This is a genomic window from Variovorax dokdonensis (assembly GCF_030316895.1).
In the GTDB taxonomy this organism is placed as follows: domain Bacteria; phylum Pseudomonadota; class Gammaproteobacteria; order Burkholderiales; family Burkholderiaceae_C; genus Variovorax; species Variovorax dokdonensis.
Window position 1 is genome coordinate 989,813 of the sequence record NZ_JASZYV010000002.1, and the last position, 23,514, is coordinate 1,013,326.

At 62.2% G+C, this 23,514-nt stretch carries 24 protein-coding genes and 2 tRNA genes; 14 read left to right on the plus strand and 12 right to left on the minus strand.

The annotated features are described in order from the left end of the window. The first annotated feature begins 25 nt into the window (after nt 1–25). From QTH91_RS13125 to pdxA, 3 genes are read left to right on the plus strand one after another with little or no spacing between them, the layout of a single operon-like run. Nucleotides 26–1,363 (plus strand): MFS transporter, encoded by a 1,338-nt coding sequence (locus QTH91_RS13125; protein ID WP_286660505.1) that lies wholly within the window; start codon nt 26–28, stop codon nt 1,361–1,363. Next, entirely contained in the window at nt 1,360–2,133 is a 774-nt protein-coding gene (locus QTH91_RS13130) for a Nif3-like dinuclear metal center hexameric protein (RefSeq protein ID WP_286660506.1), read from the plus strand. Before QTH91_RS13125 ends, QTH91_RS13130 begins: the two co-directional genes overlap by 4 nt. Before the next feature lie 16 nt (nt 2,134–2,149). Continuing rightward, on the plus strand, nt 2,150–3,178 hold the full coding sequence (pdxA, locus tag QTH91_RS13135; protein WP_286660507.1) for a 4-hydroxythreonine-4-phosphate dehydrogenase PdxA: 1,029 nt from the start codon (nt 2,150–2,152) through the stop codon (nt 3,176–3,178). Here pdxA and mscL read toward each other — a convergent pair. Beyond that, nucleotides 3,165–3,596, minus strand: a complete 432-nt coding sequence (mscL, locus tag QTH91_RS13140) for a large conductance mechanosensitive channel protein MscL (RefSeq protein WP_286660508.1) — start codon at nt 3,594–3,596, stop codon at nt 3,165–3,167. The two genes, pdxA and mscL, sit on opposite strands and share 14 nt — an antisense overlap. 164 nt (nt 3,597–3,760) lie before the next feature. On the opposite strand from mscL, the gene petA reads away from it, so the two are divergent. From petA to QTH91_RS13170, 6 genes are all read left to right on the plus strand, one after another. Next, nucleotides 3,761–4,375 carry a ubiquinol-cytochrome c reductase iron-sulfur subunit gene (petA, locus tag QTH91_RS13145; protein ID WP_286660509.1) on the plus strand — a complete coding sequence of 205 codons (615 nt, stop codon included), beginning with the start codon at nt 3,761–3,763 and terminating at the stop codon, nt 4,373–4,375. 10 nt (nt 4,376–4,385) lie between these two features. Next, the gene (locus QTH91_RS13150; protein ID WP_286660510.1) at nt 4,386–5,786 is read left to right on the plus strand and encodes a cytochrome b; all 1,401 of its coding nucleotides are present in this window, start codon (nt 4,386–4,388) and stop codon (nt 5,784–5,786) included. Nucleotides 5,787–5,804: 18 nt separating this feature from the next. Next, nucleotides 5,805–6,560 carry a cytochrome c1 gene (locus tag QTH91_RS13155; protein WP_286660511.1) on the plus strand — a complete coding sequence of 252 codons (756 nt, stop codon included), beginning with the start codon at nt 5,805–5,807 and terminating at the stop codon, nt 6,558–6,560. A gap of 102 nt (nt 6,561–6,662) precedes the next feature. Beyond that, nucleotides 6,663–7,274, plus strand: coding sequence for a glutathione S-transferase N-terminal domain-containing protein (locus QTH91_RS13160; protein ID WP_286660512.1), 612 nt, complete (start codon nt 6,663–6,665; stop codon nt 7,272–7,274). Between the two features lie 78 nt (nt 7,275–7,352). After that, nucleotides 7,353–7,925, plus strand: a complete 573-nt coding sequence (locus tag QTH91_RS13165) for a ClpXP protease specificity-enhancing factor (RefSeq protein ID WP_286660513.1) — start codon at nt 7,353–7,355, stop codon at nt 7,923–7,925. A 52-nt stretch (nt 7,926–7,977) separates the two neighbouring features. Then, nucleotides 7,978–8,053 (plus strand) — tRNA-Thr (locus QTH91_RS13170). Between the two features lie 54 nt (nt 8,054–8,107). Here the strand turns inward: QTH91_RS13170 and QTH91_RS13175 are convergent. From QTH91_RS13175 to QTH91_RS13185, 3 genes are all read right to left on the minus strand, one after another. Beyond that, entirely contained in the window at nt 8,108–9,640 is a 1,533-nt protein-coding gene (locus tag QTH91_RS13175) for a DHA2 family efflux MFS transporter permease subunit (RefSeq protein WP_286660514.1), read from the minus strand. Beyond that, on the minus strand, nt 9,637–10,107 hold the full coding sequence (locus tag QTH91_RS13180) for a MarR family winged helix-turn-helix transcriptional regulator (RefSeq protein ID WP_286660515.1): 471 nt from the start codon (nt 10,105–10,107) through the stop codon (nt 9,637–9,639). Before QTH91_RS13180 ends, QTH91_RS13175 begins: the two co-directional genes overlap by 4 nt. A gap of 103 nt (nt 10,108–10,210) precedes the next feature. Further along, a complete protein-coding gene (locus QTH91_RS13185; RefSeq protein ID WP_286660516.1) occupies nt 10,211–10,525 on the minus strand; it encodes a hypothetical protein in 315 nt (104 codons plus the stop codon). A gap of 207 nt (nt 10,526–10,732) precedes the next feature. On the opposite strand from QTH91_RS13185, the gene secA reads away from it, so the two are divergent. The 4 genes from secA (at nt 10,733) to mutT (ending at nt 16,136) form a co-directional block, all read left to right on the plus strand. Beyond that, nucleotides 10,733–13,513, plus strand: a complete 2,781-nt coding sequence (gene secA / locus QTH91_RS13190; RefSeq protein WP_286660517.1) for a preprotein translocase subunit SecA — start codon at nt 10,733–10,735, stop codon at nt 13,511–13,513. Nucleotides 13,514–13,601: 88 nt separating this feature from the next. Further along, nucleotides 13,602–14,831, plus strand: coding sequence for a bifunctional glutamate N-acetyltransferase/amino-acid acetyltransferase ArgJ (argJ, locus tag QTH91_RS13195; RefSeq protein WP_286660518.1), 1,230 nt, complete (start codon nt 13,602–13,604; stop codon nt 14,829–14,831). Between the two features lie 7 nt (nt 14,832–14,838). Continuing rightward, nucleotides 14,839–15,714, plus strand: a complete 876-nt coding sequence (locus tag QTH91_RS13200) for an ATP-binding protein (protein WP_286660519.1) — start codon at nt 14,839–14,841, stop codon at nt 15,712–15,714. 2 nt (nt 15,715–15,716) lie between these two features. After that, complete coding sequence (gene mutT / locus QTH91_RS13205; protein ID WP_286660672.1) at nt 15,717–16,136, plus strand: 8-oxo-dGTP diphosphatase MutT; 420 nt, start codon at nt 15,717–15,719, stop codon at nt 16,134–16,136. A 42-nt stretch (nt 16,137–16,178) separates the two neighbouring features. Here mutT and QTH91_RS13210 read toward each other — a convergent pair whose 3' ends face one another. The 7 genes from QTH91_RS13210 to QTH91_RS13240 all read right to left on the minus strand — a co-directional run bounded on the left by QTH91_RS13210 (nt 16,179) and on the right by QTH91_RS13240 (nt 22,260). Next, nucleotides 16,179–16,400, minus strand: a complete 222-nt coding sequence (locus QTH91_RS13210) for a DNA gyrase inhibitor YacG (RefSeq protein ID WP_286660520.1) — start codon at nt 16,398–16,400, stop codon at nt 16,179–16,181. A gap of 34 nt (nt 16,401–16,434) precedes the next feature. Next, nucleotides 16,435–17,190, minus strand: a complete 756-nt coding sequence (gene zapD / locus QTH91_RS13215; protein WP_286660521.1) for a cell division protein ZapD — start codon at nt 17,188–17,190, stop codon at nt 16,435–16,437. A gap of 58 nt (nt 17,191–17,248) precedes the next feature. Further along, entirely contained in the window at nt 17,249–17,899 is a 651-nt protein-coding gene (gene coaE / locus QTH91_RS13220; protein WP_286660522.1) for a dephospho-CoA kinase, read from the minus strand. Next, nucleotides 17,869–18,822 carry a prepilin peptidase gene (locus QTH91_RS13225; protein ID WP_286660523.1) on the minus strand — a complete coding sequence of 318 codons (954 nt, stop codon included), beginning with the start codon at nt 18,820–18,822 and terminating at the stop codon, nt 17,869–17,871. Before QTH91_RS13225 ends, coaE begins: the two co-directional genes overlap by 31 nt. Continuing rightward, complete coding sequence (locus QTH91_RS13230) at nt 18,822–20,042, minus strand: type II secretion system F family protein (RefSeq protein WP_286660524.1); 1,221 nt, start codon at nt 20,040–20,042, stop codon at nt 18,822–18,824. Before QTH91_RS13230 ends, QTH91_RS13225 begins: the two co-directional genes overlap by 1 nt. A gap of 21 nt (nt 20,043–20,063) precedes the next feature. Further along, entirely contained in the window at nt 20,064–21,794 is a 1,731-nt protein-coding gene (gene pilB, locus QTH91_RS13235; RefSeq protein WP_286660525.1) for a type IV-A pilus assembly ATPase PilB, read from the minus strand. Nucleotides 21,795–22,184: 390 nt separating this feature from the next. Then, nucleotides 22,185–22,260, minus strand: a tRNA-Lys gene (locus QTH91_RS13240). Nucleotides 22,261–22,593: 333 nt separating this feature from the next. Here QTH91_RS13240 and QTH91_RS13245 point away from each other — a divergent pair. Beyond that, a complete protein-coding gene (locus QTH91_RS13245) occupies nt 22,594–22,905 on the plus strand; it encodes a DUF4124 domain-containing protein (protein ID WP_286660526.1) in 312 nt (103 codons plus the stop codon). Between the two features lie 48 nt (nt 22,906–22,953). On the opposite strand, the gene QTH91_RS13250 is transcribed toward QTH91_RS13245, so the two are convergent. Further along, nucleotides 22,954–23,355, minus strand: a complete 402-nt coding sequence (locus QTH91_RS13250) for a MarR family winged helix-turn-helix transcriptional regulator (RefSeq protein ID WP_286660527.1) — start codon at nt 23,353–23,355, stop codon at nt 22,954–22,956. Nucleotides 23,356–23,514: the final 159 nt, after the last annotated feature.

The window sequence follows — 23,514 nt, forward strand, 5'->3', positions numbered from 1 at the left end:
ACCTTTTCCAGCTCGACAGAACGACATGATCTCCCAAGCCAATTCAAATGCGGCCGAGGCGCCGCAGCGCCTGCTCGACGCTCGCGACTACAAGACCCTTGCCCTGTCTGCACTCGGCGGCACGCTCGAGTTCTACGACTTCGTCATCTACGTCTTCTTTGCCACGGTACTCAGCGCCCTGTTTTTCCCGGTCGACATGCCCGACTGGCTGCGGCAATTGCAGACCTTCGGCATCTTTGCGGCAGGCTATCTGGCGCGGCCGCTCGGCGGCATCGTCATTGCGCACTTTGGTGACCGACTGGGCCGCAAGCGCATGTTCAGCCTCAGCATCTTCCTCATGGCTGCGCCCACCCTCGTGATCGGCTTGCTCCCGACTTATGCCGCGATCGGCGTGGCGGCGCCGTTGCTGTTGTTGGCGATGCGCATCCTGCAGGGCGCGGCCATTGGCGGAGAGATGCCGGGTGCATGGGTCTTCGTGGCCGAGCACGTGCCGTCTCAGCGCTATGGACTGGGTGTGGGGACACTGACCGCGGGCATCACTGGCGGCATCCTGCTCGGCTCGCTGGTGGCGGTGGCGATCAACGCCCATTTCTCGGCGGAGCAGATCCATGACCACGCATGGCGCATTCCGTTCATCCTCGGCGGTGTGTTCGGCTTGGTGTCGGTCTACCTGCGTCGCTTCCTGCACGAGACCCCGGTGTTCAAGGAACTGGCACAGCGTCGCCGGCAGGACGCTGAACTGCCGATCAAGACCGTGCTGCGCGATCACCGAGGGGCGGCGCTCTACGTGGGTCTGTTGACCTGGGTCCTGTCGGCGGCGATTGTCGTGGTTGTCCTGTACACGCCGACCTATTTGCAGAAGGTGCATCACGTACCGGCAACACTGGCGCTTCAAGCCAACTGCCTGGCAACACTCACGCTGACGCTCGGTTGCATTCTGGTCGGTTGGGCCACCGATCGCTTCGGCACGCGCGCCGTCATGCTGGTGGGTTGGGCTGGCCTGTTTGCCAGCTCTTATCTTTTCTACACCAGCCTGCCTGGCAACAGCGCTTCGCTGGTATGGCAATACGGTCTGGTCGGTCTGTTCGTGGGAACGATCGCCACGGTGCCGATCGCCGGCGTGCGCGCATTCCCGGCGGCAGTGCGCTTTTCTGGGCTGTCATTCGCCTACAACATGTCCTATGCCATCTTCGGTGGCTTGACGCCCATCGTTCTTACGGTGTGGTTGCAGCGCGCTCCTCTGGCCCCGGCCCACTATGTAGGCGCGGTGGCCATCCTCGGCGCGCTGCTGGCGCTTTTGCCGCTGGCGCACCGCGGCCACGGCATGCGCGAGGCAGCCGCCGGCGCGACAATGCCGCGATGAGCACGACACGGCACGAACTTCTCCACGCCTTCGACCTGCTGCTTGCGCCTGAGCGCTTCCGGGACTACGGACCCAACGGCCTGCAGGTGGAAGGGCGTACGACCGTCCGAAAGATCGTCTCCGGCGTGACGGCAAGCCGGGACCTGATCGAGGCGGCCATTCAGGCGCAGGCGGATGCCATCTTCGTGCATCACGGCTTGTTCTGGCGCGGCCAGGACGGGCGTGTCACGGGCTGGATGCGCCAGCGGCTGGGGCTTCTGCTTGGCGACGATGTGAACCTCTTTGCCTATCACCTGCCGTTGGACGCGCATCCGGAGCTTGGCAACAATGCCCAGCTGGGCGTCAAGCTGGGCTTGTCCGCCCACGCCGGCACTTCAGGCCGTTTCGGTGACCAGGAACTGGGGTTTCTCGGCTCGCCAGTGAACGGCGAGGCTTTTGCCTCGAGTGGCGAACTTGCCGCGCATGTGGAAAAGGCGCTGGGGCGCCATGTCGTGACGGTTGAAGGCGCGGATCGTCCCATCCGGCAGATTGCCTGGTGCACTGGCGGTGCACAGGGGTACTTCGAGGCGGCGATCGCGGCCGGTGCAGATGCGTTCATCACCGGCGAGATCTCGGAGCCGCAGGCTCACTACGCGCGTGAGATGGGCGTCACGTTCATCGCCTGTGGACACCACGCGTCCGAGCGCTACGGCGCGCCTGCCGTTGCCGGGCATGTCGCGGCCCAGTTGGGCCTTCAGCATGAGTTCATCGATATCGACAATCCCGCATGAGCGAGCGAAGCTTTTGATGGACTCCACCGCACCGCTGGCCATCACGATGGGCGATCCGGCCGGCATCGGGCCCGAGATCGTCGTCAAGGCGTTTCGTGATCAGCCCGAATTGACTCGCGCGGCCTTCGTGGCCGGCGACCTGGGCTGCATGCGCAAGGCGGCGGTCGCCGTCGCAGCGCCCGGAACTCCTCCGATCCCCGTCGCCCTGATCGAATCTCCGCTGCAGGTCATGCAAGTGCCGCCTGGTTGTCTGCCGGTATTGCAGGCGGCGGCGGTGCCGACAGGCGTCCGCTGGGGCGAAGTGAGCGCATCGGCGGGACGCGCAGCAGGTGAGTCGGTGCAGTGGGCCGCCAGGGCCGCACTGGCCGGCGATGTGGCGGGCCTGGTGACGGCGCCGCTGCACAAGGAAGCACTGTCCGCAGCCGGGTTCGAGTTTCCCGGCCATACGGAACTGCTGCAGTACGAGGCGGCTCGGCATGCAGGCGTTTCGCCAACCCAGATGCCGGTGCGCATGATGCTGGCCAATCAGGAGTTGCGCACGGTGCTGGTGAGCATTCACATGTCACTGCGTCATGCGATCGACGCGGTGACCTTCGAAGGCATTTCTCAGACGCTGGACATTGCCGAGGCCTCTCTGCAACGCCTGCTCGGCCGCTCGCCGCGTCTGGGCGTCGCTGGCCTGAACCCGCATGCGGGAGAGGGTGGGCTTTTCGGTTCGGAGGAGCGGGAGGTCATCGAGCCCGCTGTCGCCGCGGCGCGCGCTCGAGGCATCGACGCCAGCGGCCCCCATGCCCCGGACACCGTTTTCATGCGTGCACGGCAGGGTGAGTTCGATGCCGTTATCGCGATGTATCACGACCAGGGTCTGATTCCGGTCAAGTACCTCGGTGTGGAGCAGGGCGTGAACGTCACCCTTGGGCTGCCGCTGGTGCGCACCAGCCCTGATCACGGCACGGCCTTCGACCTCGCGGGCACAGGCCGCGCGGATGCCTCGAGTCTGATCGAGGCCATCCGCATGGCGCGCCGGATGCTCAGGGGCGCTTGAGACTGTCGCGGATCTCGCGCAGCAGCGCGATGTCTTCGGGCGGCGGAGGCGCCTCGGCAGGCTTCGGATCCGGCTCGGCCCGCAGTCGATTGATCTGCTTGATCATCAAGAAGATGACAAAGGCCAGGATGATGAAGTTGACTGCGATGGTGATGAAGTTGCCATAGGCCAGGACCGGCACGCCCGCCTTCTGCAGCTCGGGCAGATTGTTGTTGACCCCGGCGGGAACGTTGCCCAGGACGACATACAGATTGGAGAAATCCAGCTTGCCAAAGACCAGGCCGACCAACGGCATGATGATGTCCTTGACCAGCGAGTCGACGATCTTGCCGAATGCGCCGCCGATGATGACGCCCACGGCGAGGTCGACCACGTTGCCCCTGACGGCAAATTCGCGAAACTCGGTCATGAAACCCATGGTGATTCCGATGTTTGGTTACAAGAAGCGCCAGTATAGGGACGCGTGCCCACAACACAGGGACAGTTCTACCCGGCTTGATCGTTGAGTTCAACAATTACGCTCCGCTACAATCGTCCGCTGACCCTCCCAGTAGTACCCCAACGCAAAAGATTGAGGAACCCATGAGTGAGACATCCGTCGGCCCGGGCCGGATCGACAGTAGCAAGAGGACATGGTTGATCGCATCCAGTTGTGCGGGTGTGGTGGGAGGAGTGGCCACTGCCGTTCCCTTTGTGAGCACATTCGAGCCCTCCGAACGGGCCAAGGCTGCTGGCGCTCCGGTCGAGGTGGACATCGGCGCCCTCAAGCCGGGTGAAAAGGTCACCGTCGAATGGCGTGGCAAGCCGGTGTGGATCCTCAAGCGCACGCCGGAGCAGATCGCCGAGTTGCCCAAGCACGACGGCGAATTGGCGGATCCCCAGTCCAAGCGCCATCCGGACGAATTCACGCCCAAGTACGCCCAGAACGAGCATCGCTCGATCAAGCCCGACGTCCTGGTCGTGGTCGGGATCTGCACGCACTTGGGCTGCTCCCCCATCGACAAGCTTCAAGCGGGCCCGCAGCCTTCGTTGCCGGCGGACTGGCAAGGGGGCTTTCTCTGCCCATGCCACGGATCGACCTTCGACCTGGCGGGGCGGGTCTTCAAGAACAAGCCGGCGCCGGACAACCTCCCGGTGCCGCCGCACATGTATCTGTCCGACACGCGCCTTCTGATTGGCGAAGACAAGAAGGCTTGAGGACAGGAACATGGCTGAATACAAGGAAATCTCTCCCAACGCCGCCGCCAGCCAGAAGCTGCTGAACTGGGTCGACAACCGCTTTCCCCTGTCCAAGCTCTACAACGAGCACATGGGCGAGTACTACGCGCCGAAGAACTTCAATTTTTGGTACATCTTCGGCTCGTTGGCATTGCTGGTGCTGGTCATCCAGATCGTTACCGGCATCTTCCTCGTGATGCACTACAAGCCCGACGCGAACCTTGCCTTCGCGTCCGTCGAGTACATCATGCGGGACGTGCCGTGGGGTTGGCTCATCCGCTACATGCACTCCACTGGCGCCTCGGCGTTCTTCGTGGTGGTGTATCTGCACATGTTCCGCGGGCTGCTGTACGGCAGTTACCGCAAGCCGCGTGAACTCGTGTGGATCTTCGGTTGCGCCATCTTCCTGTGCCTTATGGCCGAGGCCTTCATGGGTTACCTGCTGCCTTGGGGCCAGATGAGCTACTGGGGTGCACAGGTGATCGTGAACCTGTTCTCCGCCATTCCCTTCATCGGCCCGGACCTGGCTCTGCTGATCCGCGGCGATTACGTGGTGAGCGACGCTACGCTCAATCGCTTCTTCAGCTTCCACGTGATTGCGGTGCCGCTGGTGCTGCTGGGCCTGGTGGTAGCGCACCTGATCGCGCTGCACGAAGTCGGCTCCAACAATCCTGATGGTGTGGAGATCAAGGCCAACAAGGACGCAAAGGGCCGCCCCATCGACGGGATTCCGTTCCATCCGTACTACACGGTGCACGACATCTTCGGCGTGGTGGTCTTCTTGATGATCTTCTCGGCGGTAATCTTTTTTGCCCCCGAGGCAGGCGGCTATTTCCTGGAGTACAACAACTTCATCCCGGCCGACTCGCTCAAGACGCCCAACCACATCGCTCCGGTCTGGTATTTCACGCCCTTCTATTCGATGTTGCGTGCGATCACCGGCGAGATGATGTACGCGCTCATCGCTTGCGTCGTCGCTGCCGCTGCGCTCGGGGTCTGGAAGGCTCGGCTGATCACTGCTTTCAAGGTGCTCATCGTGATCGCCGCGGTGGCGGTGGCTGCAATGATGTTGACCATCGACGCCAAGTTCTGGGGTGTGGTCGTCATGGGTGGCGCCGTGATCATCCTCTTCTTCCTGCCCTGGCTCGATCACAGCCCGGTCAAGTCGATCCGCTACCGCCCCGATTGGCACAAGTACGTCTACGGCGTTTTTGTCATCAACTTCGTGGTGCTGGCCTACCTGGGCGTGCAGCCTCCGTCGCCCACCGGCGAGCGGGTTTCGCAGGTCGGCACGCTCTTCTATTTCGGTTTCTTCCTGCTGATGCCCTGGTGGAGTCGCCTGGGTGAGTTCAAGGTGGTGCCCGATCGCGTGACCTATTCGGCCCACTGATGGCGGGAGCGTAGAACAATGAAGAAGATCATCCTCACGATCGTTGCGGCCCTGGGCATTGCTGTAGGTGCGCATGCTTCCGAAGGCGGCATCGCATGGGACAAGGCACCCGACCGGACGACCGATATGGGCGCATTGCAAAATGGGGCCAAGTTGTTCGTCAACTACTGCCTCAACTGCCACTCGGCAGCGTTCATGCGCTACAACCGCCTGAAGGACATCGGAATCACCGAACAGCAGATCAAGGATAATCTGCTGTTCACCACCGACAAGGTGGGCGAAACCATGCAGGCCAACTTCAATGCGCGCGACGCAAAGGGCTGGTTTGGCACGGTTCCTCCCGACCTCACGCTGGTGGCGCGTTCGCGGGCCGGACACGGTGGCACGGGTGCTGATTACCTCTACACCTACCTTCGTACGTTCTATCGTGATTCGAGCAAAGCCACGGGTTGGGACAACTTGGTGTTTCCGAGTGTGGCTATGCCGAATGCGCTTTGGGAACTGCAAGGCGAGCGCCGACCCGTCTACAAGGAAGTCGAAGAGCATGGCCACAAGGTTCATGCCTTTGCCGGGTGGGAACAGGTCAAGCCTGGCAAGTTGACGCCGGTTCAGTTCGACCAAGCGGTCGGCGATCTGGTTGGCTACATGCAGTGGATGGCCGAGCCGGCCCAGAACACCAGGATCCGCCTTGGCGTATGGGTGCTGTTGTTCCTGTCCGTTCTGCTGGTATTCGTGTGGCGGCTCAATGCCGCTTACTGGAAGGACATCAAGTAAGTCCGAAGGTGTCGAAAAGGGCGCGCTGACTGCGCCCGCCGGTCCCTCAGAGTGGGTTGCGTAGAGCGACCCACTCTTTTTGATTTTTAGGAGTCTCTCGCCATGATGGTGCTTTATTCAGGAACCACCTGCCCCTTCTCTCACCGTTGCCGCTTCGTGTTGTTCGAGAAAGGCATGGATTTCGAGATTCGCGACGTCGATCTGTACAACAAGCCCGAAGACATCGGTGTAATGAACCCCTACGGCCAGGTTCCGATCCTGGTCGAGCGCGATCTCATCCTGTATGAGTCCAACATCATCAACGAATACATCGACGAGCGCTTCCCGCATCCGCAACTGATGCCTGGCGATCCGGTCGACCGTGCTCGCGTCCGCCTGTTTCTGCTCAATTTCGAGAAGGAACTGTTCGTCCACGTTGCCGCTCTGGAAAATCGTGGCACCAAGGGCAACGACAAGGCACTGGAAAAGGCCCGCTCGCACATCCGCGACCGCCTGACTCAGCTTGCGCCCGTGTTCCTGAAGAACAAGTACATGCTGGGCGACAACTTCTCGATGCTTGACGTGGCGATCGCTCCGCTGCTGTGGCGACTCGACTACTACGGCATCGACCTCAGCAAGAACGCCGCTCCGCTCCTGAAGTACGCAGAGCGAATCTTCTCGCGGCCTGCCTACATCGAGGCGTTGACGCCGTCCGAGAAGGTCATGCGCAAGTAAGCGCGAGCCGTAATCGCACAGGTAGTAGAGTGGTGAGCAGGCTAACGCCTGGCAACACACCGGCACGACAAGCAATCAATGATCAGCGCGATCGAGTCATCTTCCACCCGGCCCTATTTGATCCGGGCTCTGTACGAATGGTGCACTGACAACGGCTTCACGCCGTACGTCGCGGTGCAGGTCGACGAGAGTGTCCAAGTCCCGCGCGAATACGTGAAGAACGGCGAGATCGTGCTGAACATCAGCTTCGACGCCACCAGCGCACTCAAGCTTGGCAACGACTACATCGAGTTCAAGGCCCGGTTCGCTGGCGTGGCACGCGACATCATGGTGCCCGTCAACCGCGTGATCGCCATCTATGCCCGCGAAAACGGGCAAGGCATGGCGTTTCCGCCAGTTCAGCCCGCCTCGGTGCAGGATCTGCCGCAACCGGTCCCGGCGGACAAAGGTGCCGCGCCGGTCGCCGCAAAGACCAAGGGTGCGAGTCGTGGCGCCGACTCGGACCCCGCTCGCGTGGTCCATCTGGTTCCTGCCGACGGCGCGGATGCCGAAGGCTCGCCAACAGGTGCCAAGCCGAGCAGGGACGACGAAACACCGCCCAAGCCACCTGCGGGCGGTGGTGCGAGGCCCTCGCTCAAGCGGGTCAAGTAATTAGCAGCGCCGCGCCCGGCCGGGGCGTCGGCGATCGTAGAATCCTTTCCGCGCCGCTTTAGCTCAGTTGGTAGAGCAACCGCCTTGTAAGCGGTAGGTCGTCAGTTCGATTCCGACAAGCGGCACCACCCCATTCCATTCGCGCTTCGCCACGGAGCACGCAAGGTCCGCGAAGAGTCCGCTCAGTGCGGTAACTCGACGGCGGATCCCGATGCCTTGCGTTTCGGGCTTCGGATGAGCAGCAGCAGCGGGATCGTCACCAACGTGATGATCATCATGACGGCGAAATCGTCCAGATAGCCGATCATCGCGCCCTGACGCGTCACCTCGCTATTGAGCATCGCGAGCCCAGCCATCGAGTTGGTGGCACTGTCGAGTGCCGGAAAGCTGGCCAAGGCGTGGTTGCCCGGGCCGACAGTGGCGGCGATTTGCGCATGAGCGCGGCCGCTGCCCTGGGTGAGCATGGATTGCACGATGGAGATGCCCACGCTGCTGCCGATATTGCGCAGCAGGCTGAACACCGGCGTGCCTTGATTGCGCAGTTCGGGGGCCAGCGTTGCGAAAGCTGCAGTCGACAGGGGCACGAACGTGAAGCCGATACCCAGGCCCTGGATGAAGCCGGACAGGACGATCAAGGTGCTGTCCATCTGCAGCGTCAAGCGGGTCATTTGCCACAGCGAGAAGGCGGTAAGTCCGAAGCCCACCGCCATGATGGCGCGGACGTCGAAGCGCTGCACCAACCGGCCAACGATGATCATGGCGATCATGGTCCCGATGCCTCGGGGCGCCGTCACTTCTCCGGTGTAGACCACGGGATAGCCCATCAGCCCTTGAAGGAAGTTGGGCAGCAGCGCCATCGTGGCATACAGGATCATCCCGACCACGAAAGCAAAGAACAGCCCGGTGACGAAGTTGCGATCCTTGAGCAGCCGCCGATCGAAGAAGGAAACGCCCTGGACCGTCCAAGTGTGTACCGCGAAGAAGCAGAACGCCACCAGGGCCGTCGCAGCCTCAAGACGGATCTCCCAGGAATCGAACCAATCGAGTTGTTCGCCGCGGTCTAGAAAGAGCTGCAACATCCCGATGGAAAGGCTGAGCGTCACGAAGCCGAAGACGTCGAGCTTTTCGCCCTTGGGACGATTTTCCGGAAGGAAGCGGGCGATGCCCCACCAGGCCACGATGCCCACTGGGAGATTGATGAAGAAGACCCATCGCCAATCGAAGTTGTCCGTCAGCCATCCGCCCAGCAGAGGGCCCAGGATGGGGCCGACCATGATCCCCGCGCCCCAGATGGCCATGGCCTGTCCGACTTTTTCAGGCGGATTGATGTCCAGCAGCACAGCCTGCGACAAGGGGACCAGGGCCGCGCCGAAGATCCCCTGCAGCAATCTGGCCGCCACGATCTGTGGCATTGATGCGGCCAGACCGCACAACGCTGAAGCGATGGTGAAGCCGACAACCGAAACCAGAAAGACCTTGCGTCGTCCGAACTGGCCACAGAGCCAGCCTGTGAGTGGAAGCGCGATAGCGGCCGCGACGATGTAGGAGGTGAGCACCCATGTGATCTGGTCCTGCGAGGCTTGCAGACTGCCCTGCATGTGCGGCAGAGCCACATTGGCGATGGTCGTGTCGAGCGCCTGCATGATGGTGGCCAACATGATGGCCACGGTGATCATGCCGCGGTGCTGTACCGGAGCGGAGGCTGCGCGGCTCATCTGTCTTGCCTCTTCGTCGCGACGTTGCCGGGGCTTTCGAGTAGCGTGCGCCGTACGCGGCCGAGCAGGGCCATCAGTTGAGTCTTCTCAGCCGCATTCAGATCGGCCAGCGCCACGGCCTGGATGTCGTCGCTGATGGCCATCGCGTCTTCCAAGGCTTTCGTGGCATTGGGCGCCAGATGAACTTCGTAGGCCCGTCGGTCGGCCGCGCTTGGACGACGCTCGATCCACCCGCCTGCTTCCAGGCGCTCGCACAAGCCGCCGATGGCCATCGGCGTCAGTTCCATCCGTTGGGCCAGGTCGGCTTGCGAAAGTGGCTCTTCGTCTCGCGCCAACTCACCAAGGACGCGGCATTGGGCTCGCGACAGGCCGATGCGTTCGCGAGCCAAGCGATCGAACTGCGCCCCGAACATGCGCGCAACGTCATTGACCAGGAAACCCAGGCGCTGGCTGAAATCTTTTTTCATAAGCATGCATATTATAAAGATGCTTATTAAATGTCTGCAAGTACGCGGTATCGCGTCGCCACGGGGTGCTTGCGGCACTGGCAGACCCGAGAGAACGCCGTTTCTACCGATGCGACCGAATTTTCAGGCGCAGCGTCGTCACATTCCAGCCGCGTTGCCGCAGGCGGTTGACCAGCATCGGCGTCATTTGCCGCAGCTTGGCAGCCGCGGCATTGCCCTGTACGAGCAGGCACCATTCTTCGCCGTCGGCTGGCCCGGCCGCGAGTGAAGAGCGCAAGGGCAGGGGAATCAGATCCTCGATGGCCTTGAGCCGCTCGGCCGCGTCCCGAGCACGCTCGGCCAGGCCGGCCAGCGCGGGGGACGCGTCCGCGGCCTGCTGGAGCGTGAACGAGGTATTGCGGCGGTTGCTGGAAGACAAGATGCGTAGAATGAAGGGTTTGCCGGCGATGGAAGCGGCCTGCCAATGCGGGCTTTTTTGTCACCTGCGTGGTACACGGGACCACCCACAGGCCTTGCAAGACCTTGCAATGGTAGGGGGGCGATCCCAAGTGCCGATATTGTCAATCCTAGGATTCCGGTCCCGCTCCGTGTCTTTCTGAAAAGGCACGGTGTCCGACCAGCACGCATGGCCACCAATTTCCTGACCCAGATCTTCGGCAGTCGCAACGACCGTCTCTTGAAGCAATACCGCAAGACGGTGACGCGCATCAACGGACTCGAGGCGCAGTTCGAGAAGCTCGACGACGACGCGCTGCGCGCCATGACGCAGGAGTTCAAGGATCGCCTGGCCAAGGGTGAAACGCCCGACGACCTTCTCCCCGAGGCTTTTGCCGTCGTTCGCGAAGCTTCCAAGCGCATCATGAAGATGCGGCACTTCGATGTGCAGATGCTCGGCGGCATGGCACTGCACTTCGGCAAGATCGCCGAAATGCGCACCGGCGAGGGCAAGACGCTGACGGCCACACTGCCGGTCTACCTGAATGCACTGGCCGGCAAGGGTGTGCACGTGGTCACGGTCAACGACTACCTGGCCAATCGCGACGCTCAGTGGATGGGCCGTCTGTACAACTTCCTGGGCCTGACGGTGGGCGTCAACCTGCCGAACATGCCGCGCGAGGAGAAGCAGGCCGCCTACGGGGCCGACATCACCTACGGCACGAACAACGAATACGGCTTCGACTACCTGCGCGACAACATGGTCTACGAGACGCGCGACCGCGTGCAGCGTGGCCTGAACTACGCCATCGTGGACGAGGTGGACTCCATCCTGATCGACGAGGCGCGCACGCCGCTCATCATCAGTGGGCAAGCCGAGGATCACACGGAGCTGTACCTTGCCATGCGCAAGGTGGTGCCTTTGCTGGTGCGGCAGGAAGGCGAAGCCGATCCGCGTACCGGCGAGGGGGTGACCAAGCCCGGCGACTTCACCGTCGATGAAAAGACCCATCAGGTCCATCTCACGGAAGACGGTCACGAAAAGGCCGAGCAACTGTTGTCGCAGTTCAAGCTGCTGCCGGAAGGCGCGTCGCTGTACGACCCCGCCAACATCACGCTGATGCACCACTTGAATGCGGCACTGCGGGCGCAGCATCTGTACCACCGTGACCAGCACTACGTGGTCCAGCAGGGCGAGGTGATCATCGTCGACGAGTTCACCGGGCGATTGATGTCGGGCCGCCGCTGGAGCGACGGTTTGCACCAGGCCGTGGAAGCCAAGGAAGGCGTGAACATCCAGGCCGAGAATCAGACCCTGGCCTCCATCACTTTCCAGAACTACTTCCGCCTGTACGGCAAGCTCGCCGGCATGACCGGCACCGCCGACACCGAAGCGTACGAGTTTCAGGAAATCTACGGTCTCGAGACCGTCATCATTCCCCCGAACAAGAAAAGCAGCCGCGACGATCAGCTCGACCGGGTCTACAAGACCACGCCTGAAAAATATCAGGCAGCGATCGACGATATCCGCGAATGCTACGAGCGCGGCCAGCCTGTCTTGGTGGGCACGTCTTCCATCGAAAACTCGGAAATCATCTCTGCGCTGCTGACGCAGGCGCAACTGCCGCATCAGGTGCTCAATGCCAAGCAGCACGCGCGCGAAGCCGACATCGTGGCTCAGGCCGGTCGGCCCAAGATGATCACGATCGCCACCAACATGGCCGGCCGCGGCACCGATATCGTGCTGGGTGGCAACGTCGAGAAGGCCATCGAGGCGCTCGAACTCGATCCTGAAGTGGACGATGCGACTCGCCGGGTACAGATCGAACAATTGCGGGAGCAATGGGCCAAGGACCATGCATTCGTCACGGAGCAGGGCGGCTTGCGCATCATTGCGACGGAGCGTCACGAGTCGCGGCGCATCGACAACCAGTTGCGCGGCCGCTCGGGCCGGCAGGGTGACAGGGGTTCGTCGCGCTTCTACCTGAGCCTGGACGATCCGCTCATGCGCATTTTTGCTGGCGACCGGGTGCGCGCCATCATGGATCGCCTGAAGATGCCCGAGGGCGAGGCCATCGAGGCCGGCATCGTCACTCGCAGCATCGAGAGTGCGCAGCGCAAGGTCGAGGCGCGCAACTTCGATGTGCGCAAGCAGCTGCTCGAATACGACGACGTGTCGAACGATCAACGCAAGGTCATCTACCAGCAGCGCAACGACATCCTCGACGCGGCCGACCTGGGCGCTCAGATTCAGGCCTTGCGCGAAGGCTGCTTTATTGACCTCGTTCGCCAATACGTTCCGGCCGAGTCGGTGGAGGAGCAGTGGGATCTGGCGGGGCTGGAGAAGGCGCTCGCCAACGACTGGGATATCCAGTTGCCGCTCACGCAGATCGTTGAGCAGTCCAGCGCCATTGCGGACGAAGACGTCGTCGAGAAGGTGCTGGAGGCCGCAAATGCCGCCTTCGATGCGAAGGTCCAGCTGATCGGACAGGAAAACTTCACCCAGTTCGAGCGCATGGTGCTGCTGCAGAGTATCGACGTTCATTGGCGCGAGCACCTGGCCGCACTGGACTATCTTCGTCAAGGCATTCATCTGCGGGGCTATGCGCAGAAGCAACCCAAGCAGGAGTACAAGCGCGAAGCCTTCGAGCTGTTTGGGCAACTGCTGGACGCCGTCAAGAACGAAGTGACGCGCCAGCTCATGACGGTGCGAATCCAATCCAGCGAGCAGTTGGAAGAGGCAGCGCAGGTCATGGAAGACCGCGGCGAAAGCATTTCCAACATCACGTACAGCGCGCCCAATGAAACCGGTGAGCCCGAGACTCGGACCGACGAGGCGAGCCAGCGCCGGATTGCCTCGGCGGCTGCAGGCGCACTGCCGGCCGGCGAATTCGCTCGCGTTGGCCGCAACGATCCTTGCCCATGCGGCAGCGGCAAGAAGTTCAAGCAGTGCCACGGCAAGCTGACTTGATGCTGCGCCGGGCGATGCGCTGAGGTGCATGGTCCGGCCTGCGCAGGCTGTCTCAACGCGGATCCATCAGTTTCAGGAGAGTCGTCTCATGCCCGTCAACCTTTCAGCTCCCGACCCGAAGGCTCTGCATTCCGTCAGTGGCGTGCGCATCGGTGTGACCGAAGCCGGCGTACGCAAGGCCGGTCGCAAGGACCTGACCGTCGTGCTGCTGGACGAGGGCGCCAGCGTCGGTGGCGTCTTTACCCAGAATCGCTTCTGTGCGGCGCCCGTCCAGGTTTGCCGCGACCATCTGGCCGCAAATTTCGGCATTCGCGCGCTCGTGATCAACACGGGTAACGCCAATGCCGGTACCGGCGAAGACGGCCTCACTCGCGCGCGCGCCACGTGCATTGCGGCGGCGCGGTTGCTGGACGTCGCACCGGAGCAGGTGCTGCCGTTCTCCACCGGCGTGATCATGGAGCCGTTGCCACTGGACCGCATCGAGGCCGGCCTGCCCGCAGCCATCGACGATGCCAAACCAGAGCATTGGGCGCGCGCCGCCGAGGGCATCATGACGACCGACACCGTACCCAAGGCCTTCAGCCGCCAGGTGCAAGTCGGCGGAGCTACCATCAATATCACAGGTGTCAGCAAGGGCGCCGGCATGATTCGCCCGAACATGGCCACGATGCTGGGCTTCATGGCGACTGACGCGTGTGTCGCGCCTGAGTTGATGCAGCCATTGGCTCGCCAGTTGGCCGAGGGCTCCTTCAATCGCGTGACGGTGGATGGCGATACATCCACCAATGATTCCTTCGTGGTCATCGCCACGGGCAAGGCGTCGCATGCGGTCATTCGTACGCTCGACTCCGCCGAGGGGCAAGCGCTCCTGGAGGCGATGCAGGAAGTGGCGCGTCTGCTGGCGCAGGCGATCGTGCGCGACGGCGAAGGCGCGACCAAGTTCATCACCGTCAAGGTGGAAGGCGGCCGCGACGCTGCCGAGTGCCGGCAGGTGGCGTACGCGATTGCCCACTCGCCGCTGGTCAAGACGGCGTTCTTCGCGAGTGACCCGAACCTGGGCCGCATCCTGGCGGCGGTGGGCTATGCAGGGATCGCAGACCTTGACCAGACCGGCATCGACCTCTTCCTGGACGATGTGCATGTGGCCGTCAAGGGCGGACGCAATCCCGCCTACAGAGAGGAAGACGGACAGCGCGTCATGGCCAGGAGCGAGATCACGGTGCGCGTGGTGCTCGGCCGTGGTCAGGCATCGGACACCGTCTGGACCTGCGACCTCAGCTACGACTATGTGTCCATCAATGCGGACTACCGCAGCTGATTTTCCGATGAACGACAAATTCGAACGCCTGATCGAGCGCGTCGAGCAACTCATCGATCGCGTCCAGGCGGTGCTGCCTCAGCCGCTGACGGCGCCTGCAGACTGGAACGCTTCCATTGCGTGGCGCTACCGCCGCCGCAGTTCGGGGCATGGCACGCTGGAGCCCGTCCGCCATGTGGCCCAGATGGCGCTGGAGGATCTGAAAGAGATCGACGCGCAGAAAGAAAAGATCGAGCGCAACACGCGCCAGTTCGTGCAGGGCAAGCCGGCCAACAACGTGCTGCTGACCGGTGCGCGCGGGACCGGCAAGTCTTCGCTCATCCGTGCGTGCCTGCATGCCTTTGCGCCGCAGGGCTTGCGCCTGATCGAGGTCGACAAGGCTGAGCTGACCGATCTTCCCGACATCATCGAGGTGGTCTCCAACCGGCCCGAGAAGTTCATCATCTTCAGCGACGATCTGAGCTTCGACGAGGGCGAGCCGGGCTACAAGGCGCTCAAGAGCATCCTGGACGGCTCGGTGGCCGCGGCCACGCCGAATGTGCTGATCTACGCGACCAGCAACCGACGCCACCTCCTTCCCGAGTACATGAAGGAAAACCTCACCTATACCCACACCGAGGATGGCGAGGTGCATCCGGGCGAGGTCATTGAAGAGAAGATTTCTCTTTCCGAGCGCTTCGGCTTGTGGGTGAGCTTCTATCCATTCAGCCAGAGCGAGTATCTGGCGATCGTCGCGCAATGGCTGTCGCACTTTGGCGCCGACGCGAACGCCATCGAGGCGGCCAGACCAGAGGCCTTGGTGTGGGCGTTGGAGCGCGGCTCTCGCAGCGGGCGCGTGGCCTACCAGTTCGCCCGTGACTTCACGGGGCGCGCGGGCGCATGACGATGGCGGGCGCTCGCAAGCACACCGAGGTCGCCGTCGGCATCCTGATTCGCAGCGAAGACGACGCGCTCTTGCTCTCCACGCGGCCCGACGGCAAACCTTACGCCGGGTATTGGGAGTTTCCGGGCGGCAAGATCGAAGCCGGAGAAACGGTCGAGCAGGCCTTGCGGCGCGAACTGCACGAAGAACTGGGCATCACCATCGGCGCCGCCGAGGTCTGGAAGACCACCGAGCACGACTATCCCCATGCACTGGTTCGCCTCCACTGGTGCAAGGTGCGCGAATGGCAAGGCGAATTCGAGATGCGGGAAGGCCAAGCGATGTGCTGGCAGCAATTGCCGCTGACGGTCACGCCCGTTTTGCCAGGGGCATTGCCGGTGCTGGCTTGGATGGCAGAGGAACGCGGTCAGGCGCAGACCTGAAGCGATATCTCACTTGCAGATCGCCCGCCGACTGCTGCGGCGCTATTGCAAGCGCGGATCGCCAAAAGGCTCGTCGTCGGGAGGAGCCTCCGCGGGCAATTTGAACTCCTCATTCGCCCAAGCGCCCAGGTCCACCCCCTTGCAGCGCGCGCTGCAAAAAGGTCGGTAGGGATTCTCTGGGCTGTACACACTGTCGCGTCCGCAGGCTGGGCAGCGGACTGTGCGGGCGCTGAACTTTGGCTTGGTGTCTGTCATGCGGGCCATCGGGGCGAGATCGGCAGAAGAATGCGCAGCAAGGTCAGGCGCAAAGCGTCAGTTCGAAGCTCGCGTCGTCGTTGGTGGCGTGGAGTCGATCGTCGGAGCCATGGCGCATCAGCCGCACCGACACCATCAGTCGATTCCCGCTGATCTCCGGAATCAGCCCGAGTGCCGGGTCGATGCGAAGCCGCAGCAGTTGAAAGCTGCGCCCCTGCGGCAAGGTTTGCTGGTACTGCCCGCCGGACGACATGACCTTGTAGGGCACGTCCGCTTCGCGCAGCAGTTTGAGCAGCAGATAGATCGACTCGGCCATCGGCGCCAGGGTGGAAGCCCAGCGCTCGATGTCGGCGCGTCGCTCCGCGGGTGAGTGATGTTGCCAGGCATAGTAAGCAGGCAGGTCGAACTCACAGGTGCCGCCGGGTATGTTGGCCCGACTGCGAATGCTCATCAGCCATTCGTTCTCGGTCAGTCCTTGTCCCGCCTTGCCTGTAGCGGCGTTGAGCGTGTTGAAGTTGCGCTCCAACTGTCCGATGACTTGCTCCAGCACCTCCTCCGAGATGGCGGGATTGCCGCGATAGCTGGCGAACACGCTCTTGTGCTTGTCCAGGTCGCGCATCACGTCGGACTTGAGATCGGCACGCGCCGAGACATCCATGATTTCGAAGATGGTCACCAGCGCGTAGTGGTGAAGCAGGGGCGAATCGCTAGGCACCAGTTCGCCAAGACGGCGAAACAGGTGTTCGAGCCGCAGGTAGGTGCGGATGCGTTCGTTGAAAGGGTATTCGTAGAGGATCACGCGGGTTGGTTTCCAGTCGGGATCGTCAGATTGCAGGATTCGGCAAGGGCCGCAGCGCTCAGACGGCAGGTAGCGCCCATTGTCGCCACAGTTTGCGTACTTCGTCTTCGAGTTGCGCGAAAGTCAGATTTTCGTTGCAAATGATGGCGTCGGCAGCAGCGCGTCGTTGTGCTCTTGATGCTTGCTGAGCGATCACAGCCCTTACCGCCTCGGGGGACCAGCCGGATCGGTCGACGACTCGTTGCATTTGATGCGCTTCGCTTGCATCGATGACGAGGACGAAATCGACAATTCTGCGCCATCGCTGCGATTCCACAAGAAGTGGCACATCAAAGACGACGGCATTGCCGCTCGCCGCGGCGGCCTGACGCTCGCATTCCTGCCCGATGAGGGGGTGAAGAATGGCTTCGAGCCGGCGCTTCGCCTGCGCGTCGGCAAACACCAGGGATCGCATCCTGTCCCGATCGAGGCTGCCGTCCGGGGCAACCATCTGCGTGCCGAACTCGGCCGCGATGGCTGGCATGGCGGCCCCGTGTGCGAGCGTCATGGAGCGCGCGATGGCATCGGTGTCCACCAGCGTGGCCCCCAGGCCAACCAGCATCCGGGCGACGGTGCTCTTGCCGCTTCCGATGCCGCCGGTCAGGCCGATTCGATGCACGCGCGTCTGCTGTCCGGGGGTCAACCCAGCGGAAAGGCGAACGGAATCCATTGCCGAACTGTATCCGGCCCGGCGACGAGGCAAACCAGGCCCGCGCCTGCCAGGAACGGCCCGAAGGAGATGGGAATGTCCTTGTGCGCCAGCTTGCCCGCTAGCAGCAGGATGCTGCCGAGCACAGCGCCTACGAGAGACGAGACCAGCACGATGGCAATCAGATAACCCGAACCCAGCCATGCGCCGAGCGCGGCCAACAGCTTGAAGTCGCCGTAGCCCATGCCTTGCTTGCCCGTGGCCAAGCGGTAGGCGTGGTAGATCAACCAAAGTCCGAGGTAGCCGAAAACGGCTCCCCAGATCGCGGACGCAAGCGGAACGCCGGTCAGACCCAGCGCCGCGCCGATCAAGCCCAACCACAGCAATGCGTAGTTGAGCGAATCGGGCAGATATTGCGTGTCCAGATCGATCAGGAACTGGCACACCAGCAACGCGGCAAAGGCAGCCCAAAGCGCGCCGGTCATTGTCAGACCGAAGCGCCAGGCGCAAAGAGCAAACAGTGCGCCCGTCACGAGTTCGACGACTGGATAGCGCAGGCTGATGCGCGCCTTGCACGACGCGCAGCGGCCGCGCAGGAACAAGTAACTGATCACCGGAACGTTCTGATAGAAGCGCACCGGTGCCCCGCAATGTCCGCAGCGCGACGCCGGCCGCATCAGGTTGAACGCGGGCAGGGCGTCGACTTGCTCGGCCGCTGCCGTGGCCGCCTTCTCGAGGGCAGGCGGGGTGTTGGCGTTCGGTCCGAAGACCAGGCTCCACAGCGAGGGAACGCCATCGACCTTCATGAGGTTGCCGATCGCGTCGTTCAGCCACTGGCGATACATCATCACCGGGACGCGGTAGACCACCACATTGAGAAAGCTGCCGACGAGCAAACCGAGAACGCCGCCGAAGACGGCGTCCAGCCCTTGCGAACCGAGCATCAGACGACCTGGCCGAGCTTGAAGATGGGCAGATACATCGACACCACGATGCCGCCGATGATCACACCCAGGAAGACGATGATGATCGGCTCCATCAGGCTGGACAGGCCCGCCACCATGTCGTCGACCTCTTGCTCGTAGAAGTCGGCGGCCTTGCCCAGCATGTGATCGATCGAACCGGATTCCTCGCCGATTGCCGTCATCTGAATCACCATCGAGGGGAACAGGTTGGCATTGGTCATCGCGCTGGTCAGGCTCGTGCCGGTCGATACCTCTTGCTGGATCTTGGTCGTCGCGTCTGCGTACACCGAGTTGCCCGACGCACCGCCGACCGAATCCAAAGCCTCCACCAGCGGAACGCCGGCGGCGAACATGGTGGCCAGGGTGCGCGTCCAGCGCGCGATGCAGGACTTGTTGATCAGGTCGCCGAAGATCGGCATGCGCAGCAGCAGTCGGTCCATGACCTGCTGCACGCGCTCGTTGCGCTTCCAGGCCTGCATGAAGAAATACAGGCCGCCGCCGATGACGCCGAAGATCAACCACCAGTAGGACACGAAGAACTCGCTCATTCCCATCACGAAGAGGGTAGGGGCCGGGAGGTCTGCGCCAAACGAGGTGAACACCTGCTTGAAGGCCGGAATCACGAAGATCATGATGATCGACACGACCACGAAGGCCACCACGATCACGGAGGTCGGATACATCAGGGCCGACTTGATCTTGCCCTTGATCGCCTCGGTCTTTTCCATGTAAGTGGCCAGCCGGTCGAGCAAGTCTTCCAGGATACCGGCCGCTTCACCGGCCTCGACCAGGTTGCAGTAGAGGCTGTCGAAGTACTTGGGGTACTTGCGGAAGGCCGACGACAGGGACGTGCCGGTCTCGACATCCGCGCGGATGTCGTTGAGCAACCTGCTCACGCTGGCGTTGGCGTTGCCCCGACCCACGATGTCGAATGCCTGCAGCAAAGGCACGCCGGCCTTCATCATGGTGGCCAACTGCCGGGTGAAGATCGCGATGTCCTTCGGCTTGATGGCCTTGCCGGAGCTCATCCGCTTCTTCTTGATCTTGGTCGTCAGAACGCCTTGTCGGCGCAGCGAAGCCATGACCTGGTTCTCGCCCGCGGCCCGCGTTTCGCCGCGAACGACTTTGCCGTTGCGGTCCTTGCCTTCCCATTCGAAGACGAATTCCTTGTGAGTGCGAGCAGATGCGGCGGTGGCCATGGATTCTCCGGAAATCGGCTGTTATTCGTTGGTGACTGCCACCACTTCCTCGAGTGATGTCAGGCCCTGCATGACCTTCTGCAGGCCAGATTGCCGCAGCGTGCGGACGCCCTCGGTCTCGGCTTGCTGCGAGATTTCGAGAGCACTTCCATCGCGCAGGATGATCTTCTGGATCTCTTCGCTGATCGGCATCACCTGGTAGATGCCGACGCGACCCTTGTAGCCGCCATTGCAGGCGTTGCAGCCGACAGGTCGATAGGGCTTCCACCCGCCGAGTTCGCTCGGCTTGAAGCCCGCATCGATCAGGGCCTCGGTCGGTACGTCGTGCGGCTCGCGGCAGACCACGCAAAGGCGCCGCGCCAGGCGCTGAGCGGTGATCAAGATCACGCTGGACGCGATGTTGAAGGGCGCGATGCCCATGTTGCGCATCCGTGTGAGCGTGGTTGGCGCGTCGTTGGTGTGCAGCGTCGACAGCACCAAGTGACCGGTCTGCGCCGCCTTGATGGCGATATCGGCCGTTTCGAGGTCGCGGATTTCGCCGACCATGATGATGTCGGGATCCTGGCGCAGGAAGGCGCGCAGCGCTGCCGCAAACGTCAGCCCCGCCTTGTCGTTGACGTTGACCTGGTTGACGCCGGGCAGGTTGATTTCGGATGGGTCCTCAGCGGTCGCGATGTTCACGCCGGGCTTGTTGAGCAGGTTCAGGCAGGTGTACAGCGACACCGTCTTGCCCGAGCCCGTCGGCCCCGTTACCAGCACCATGCCGTAAGGACGGCCAATGGCGTTGAGCAGGCGTTCCTTTTCCTGAGCGTCGTAGCCGAGAGCGTCGATGCCCAGCCGAGCGCTGCTGGGATCGAGAATACGGATCACGATCTTTTCGCCGAACAGGGTGGGCAGCGTGCTGACGCGGAAGTCGATCACGCGGTCGGGGCCCACCTTGAGCTTCATCCGGCCGTCTTGCGGAATCCGCTTTTCCGAGATGTCGAGGCGAGAGATGACCTTGATGCGAGACGCCAGCTTTTCCTTGATGACGACCGGTGGGGTTGCGATTTCGCGCAGTTCCCCATCGACCCGGAAGCGCACCCGGTAGCTGTGCTCGTACGGTTCGAAGTGAATGTCCGATGCCCGCATGCTGAAGGCATCCAGCAGCATCTTGTGAAGAAAGCGCACGACTGGCGCGTCCTCGACCTCGGCGGCCACCGCCTGATCGTTCGATTCCTGCGAATCTGAGCTCTCGTCGAACTCGAATTCCGTGCCGACGATGCTGTCGATGGTCTCCGAAGCGCTGACAGCGGCAGCCTCGATCAGGCGGGTCAGCTTGTCGTATTCGGCGATGACCAGGTCGACGCCCATTTGCGAGGCGAACTTGATCTTCTCGACGGCCTGTTGGTCCGACGGATCGGCCGTGGCCACGATCAACCGATTGTTGCGCTTGCTGAGGACGACGACGCGATAGTCGACGCACAACTTTGGATCTAGGAGGTCCTTGGGAAGGCGTTGCGGGTCGACGGCATCGAGGTCCAGCAGCGGTGCACCAAATGCGCTGGACAGGGTATGTGCAAGGTCGGACGCGGAAACCGCGCCACTGCCCGTCAGTTCTGCAATGAAGCTGTTGCGCGATGCCTTGGATTTGCGATAGATGTCTTCTGCAGTCCGGGCCTGCAGGTTGCCGGCGGCAATGAGTGCACGAGCCAGCCCCGGCAATGCCACGGGGGTGCTGTCTCTTGCGAGCGGATCTGCTGCGGCAGCCATCAACTGTTGTTAGAAGTCGTCACAAAATGATTCTTCATCATCGCCGATCGCACCGGCGGTGTAAATCGTGATGATGGGCGAGTGCTGCGCAGCATTTGGCATTACTCGGCCCAAAGTCTCAAGGGGCGCCATGGCATGTTTCCCCTCTGGCGGACCGTTCGCCGGCACAGTCGGCGAAGGATAGCGCAATGCCGGTAGCGGGTGCTCACGATCGCTGTCGCCTCGAGTTGTGTGTCTATTTCTTGCCACGCCGACTCGCAGACCTAGTGCGAAGTGCTTAGTCCTGGAGTTCGCATCGCGGCTGGCAAAGGCCACGGGGTCGCTCGAATGTCTTCGCCGGGCGGAAATGAAAAAGGCACCCGGGTCTGGAGACCTGGGTGCCTTCAATGTTGGTGGGCCCTGAGTGACTCGAACACTCGACCTACGGATTAAGAGTCCGCTGCTCTACCAACTGAGCTAAGAGCCCTTGAACTGTTCGCTCAAGGCGCCTGACGAAGGGGTGCACTGACTCAATGCTGCCTCGTAGGCTTTTGGCGTGCCCGAATAAACTTTGTTGTTTGATTTCAGGCAATCCGTCGATTATAGCCCACTTTTTAGCGTGGAGTCCAACGAGCGCTGGCAATGTTGAAAGACTATCGATGGATAGACCGGAGGTATTCAGCGGCACAAAACAAATGTTTCAATGTGTTGCTGGTTCGCAAAACTGCCAAATAGTGCCGGTCTTCGGGCAGTGCGAATCGCCCATGCGCGTGCTTTGTGGACCTACGATGACCCATCCGCAACAAGCACTCCATTGCACATGCCGGCCCTCTTTCACTCTTACGCGCGTCGCGCAACTGTGCTGCTTGTGCTCTCCGGTGCAAGCCTTGGCGTTGCAGCGCAAATTCATCGCTGCAAGGATGAAAGCGGTCAACTGGTGATCTCGGATCGGCCGTGCGAAGCCAATCCATCGATGCAAGGCTCGCAGCAAGGGTCCTCCGATGCCGTGGCGAGTCGAATCGCCGCGCCCCAGATGGCGGCCGTGCGCTTGCGCGACGCCGATGCGGCCTACGCATTCATTCCCGAGCGAGATGGCCGACCGACACGTTCGGCACAACCCGCTCCGAAATAACAGACCCTCCGCGCGCCGTGATTGCGCGACGTCGGCCGGCAAGCCCGGTCAGGCGTCGGCGATCAAGCTGGCCTTGCGGACAGCCTCGGCGAGGTTTGAAAGCTGGTCCGCATGCTGGATCGCAAGGCTGCCGAGCGTGCGGCGGCCTTTGGGCGTCAGATGGACTTCAACGGAACGGCGATCGGTCTGACTGGGTTGCCGGCGCACCAAGTCCAGGTCTTCGCATCGTGAAACCAGAGCCACGACGCCATGCAGCTGCGCCTGCAGGCGCTCGGCCAGCTCGCTCACCGTGGCCCAGTCTCGCCCCTCGAAGCCTTGGGTGTGAAGCATCAACTGGTACTGCAGTGCTGTCACGCCTTGAACTCGCGCCGCGTCTTCGCTGAAGCGCAGAAAGCTGCGCAGGTGGTAGCGAAACTCCGACAACGCCTCGAAGCGCTGCTTGTCGCTCATGGGGTCCCCAGACATCGCCAAATACCGGTGTTTTGAAATGTGCGCGCACTGTAACAGTGCGGTCGAAGGCGCAATTTCAGCGCGCTTTCAATCTCTCAGGGATATTACTCACGACATGATGTAAAGTTATTCATATCATGAAGTAATCGACTGCGGCCG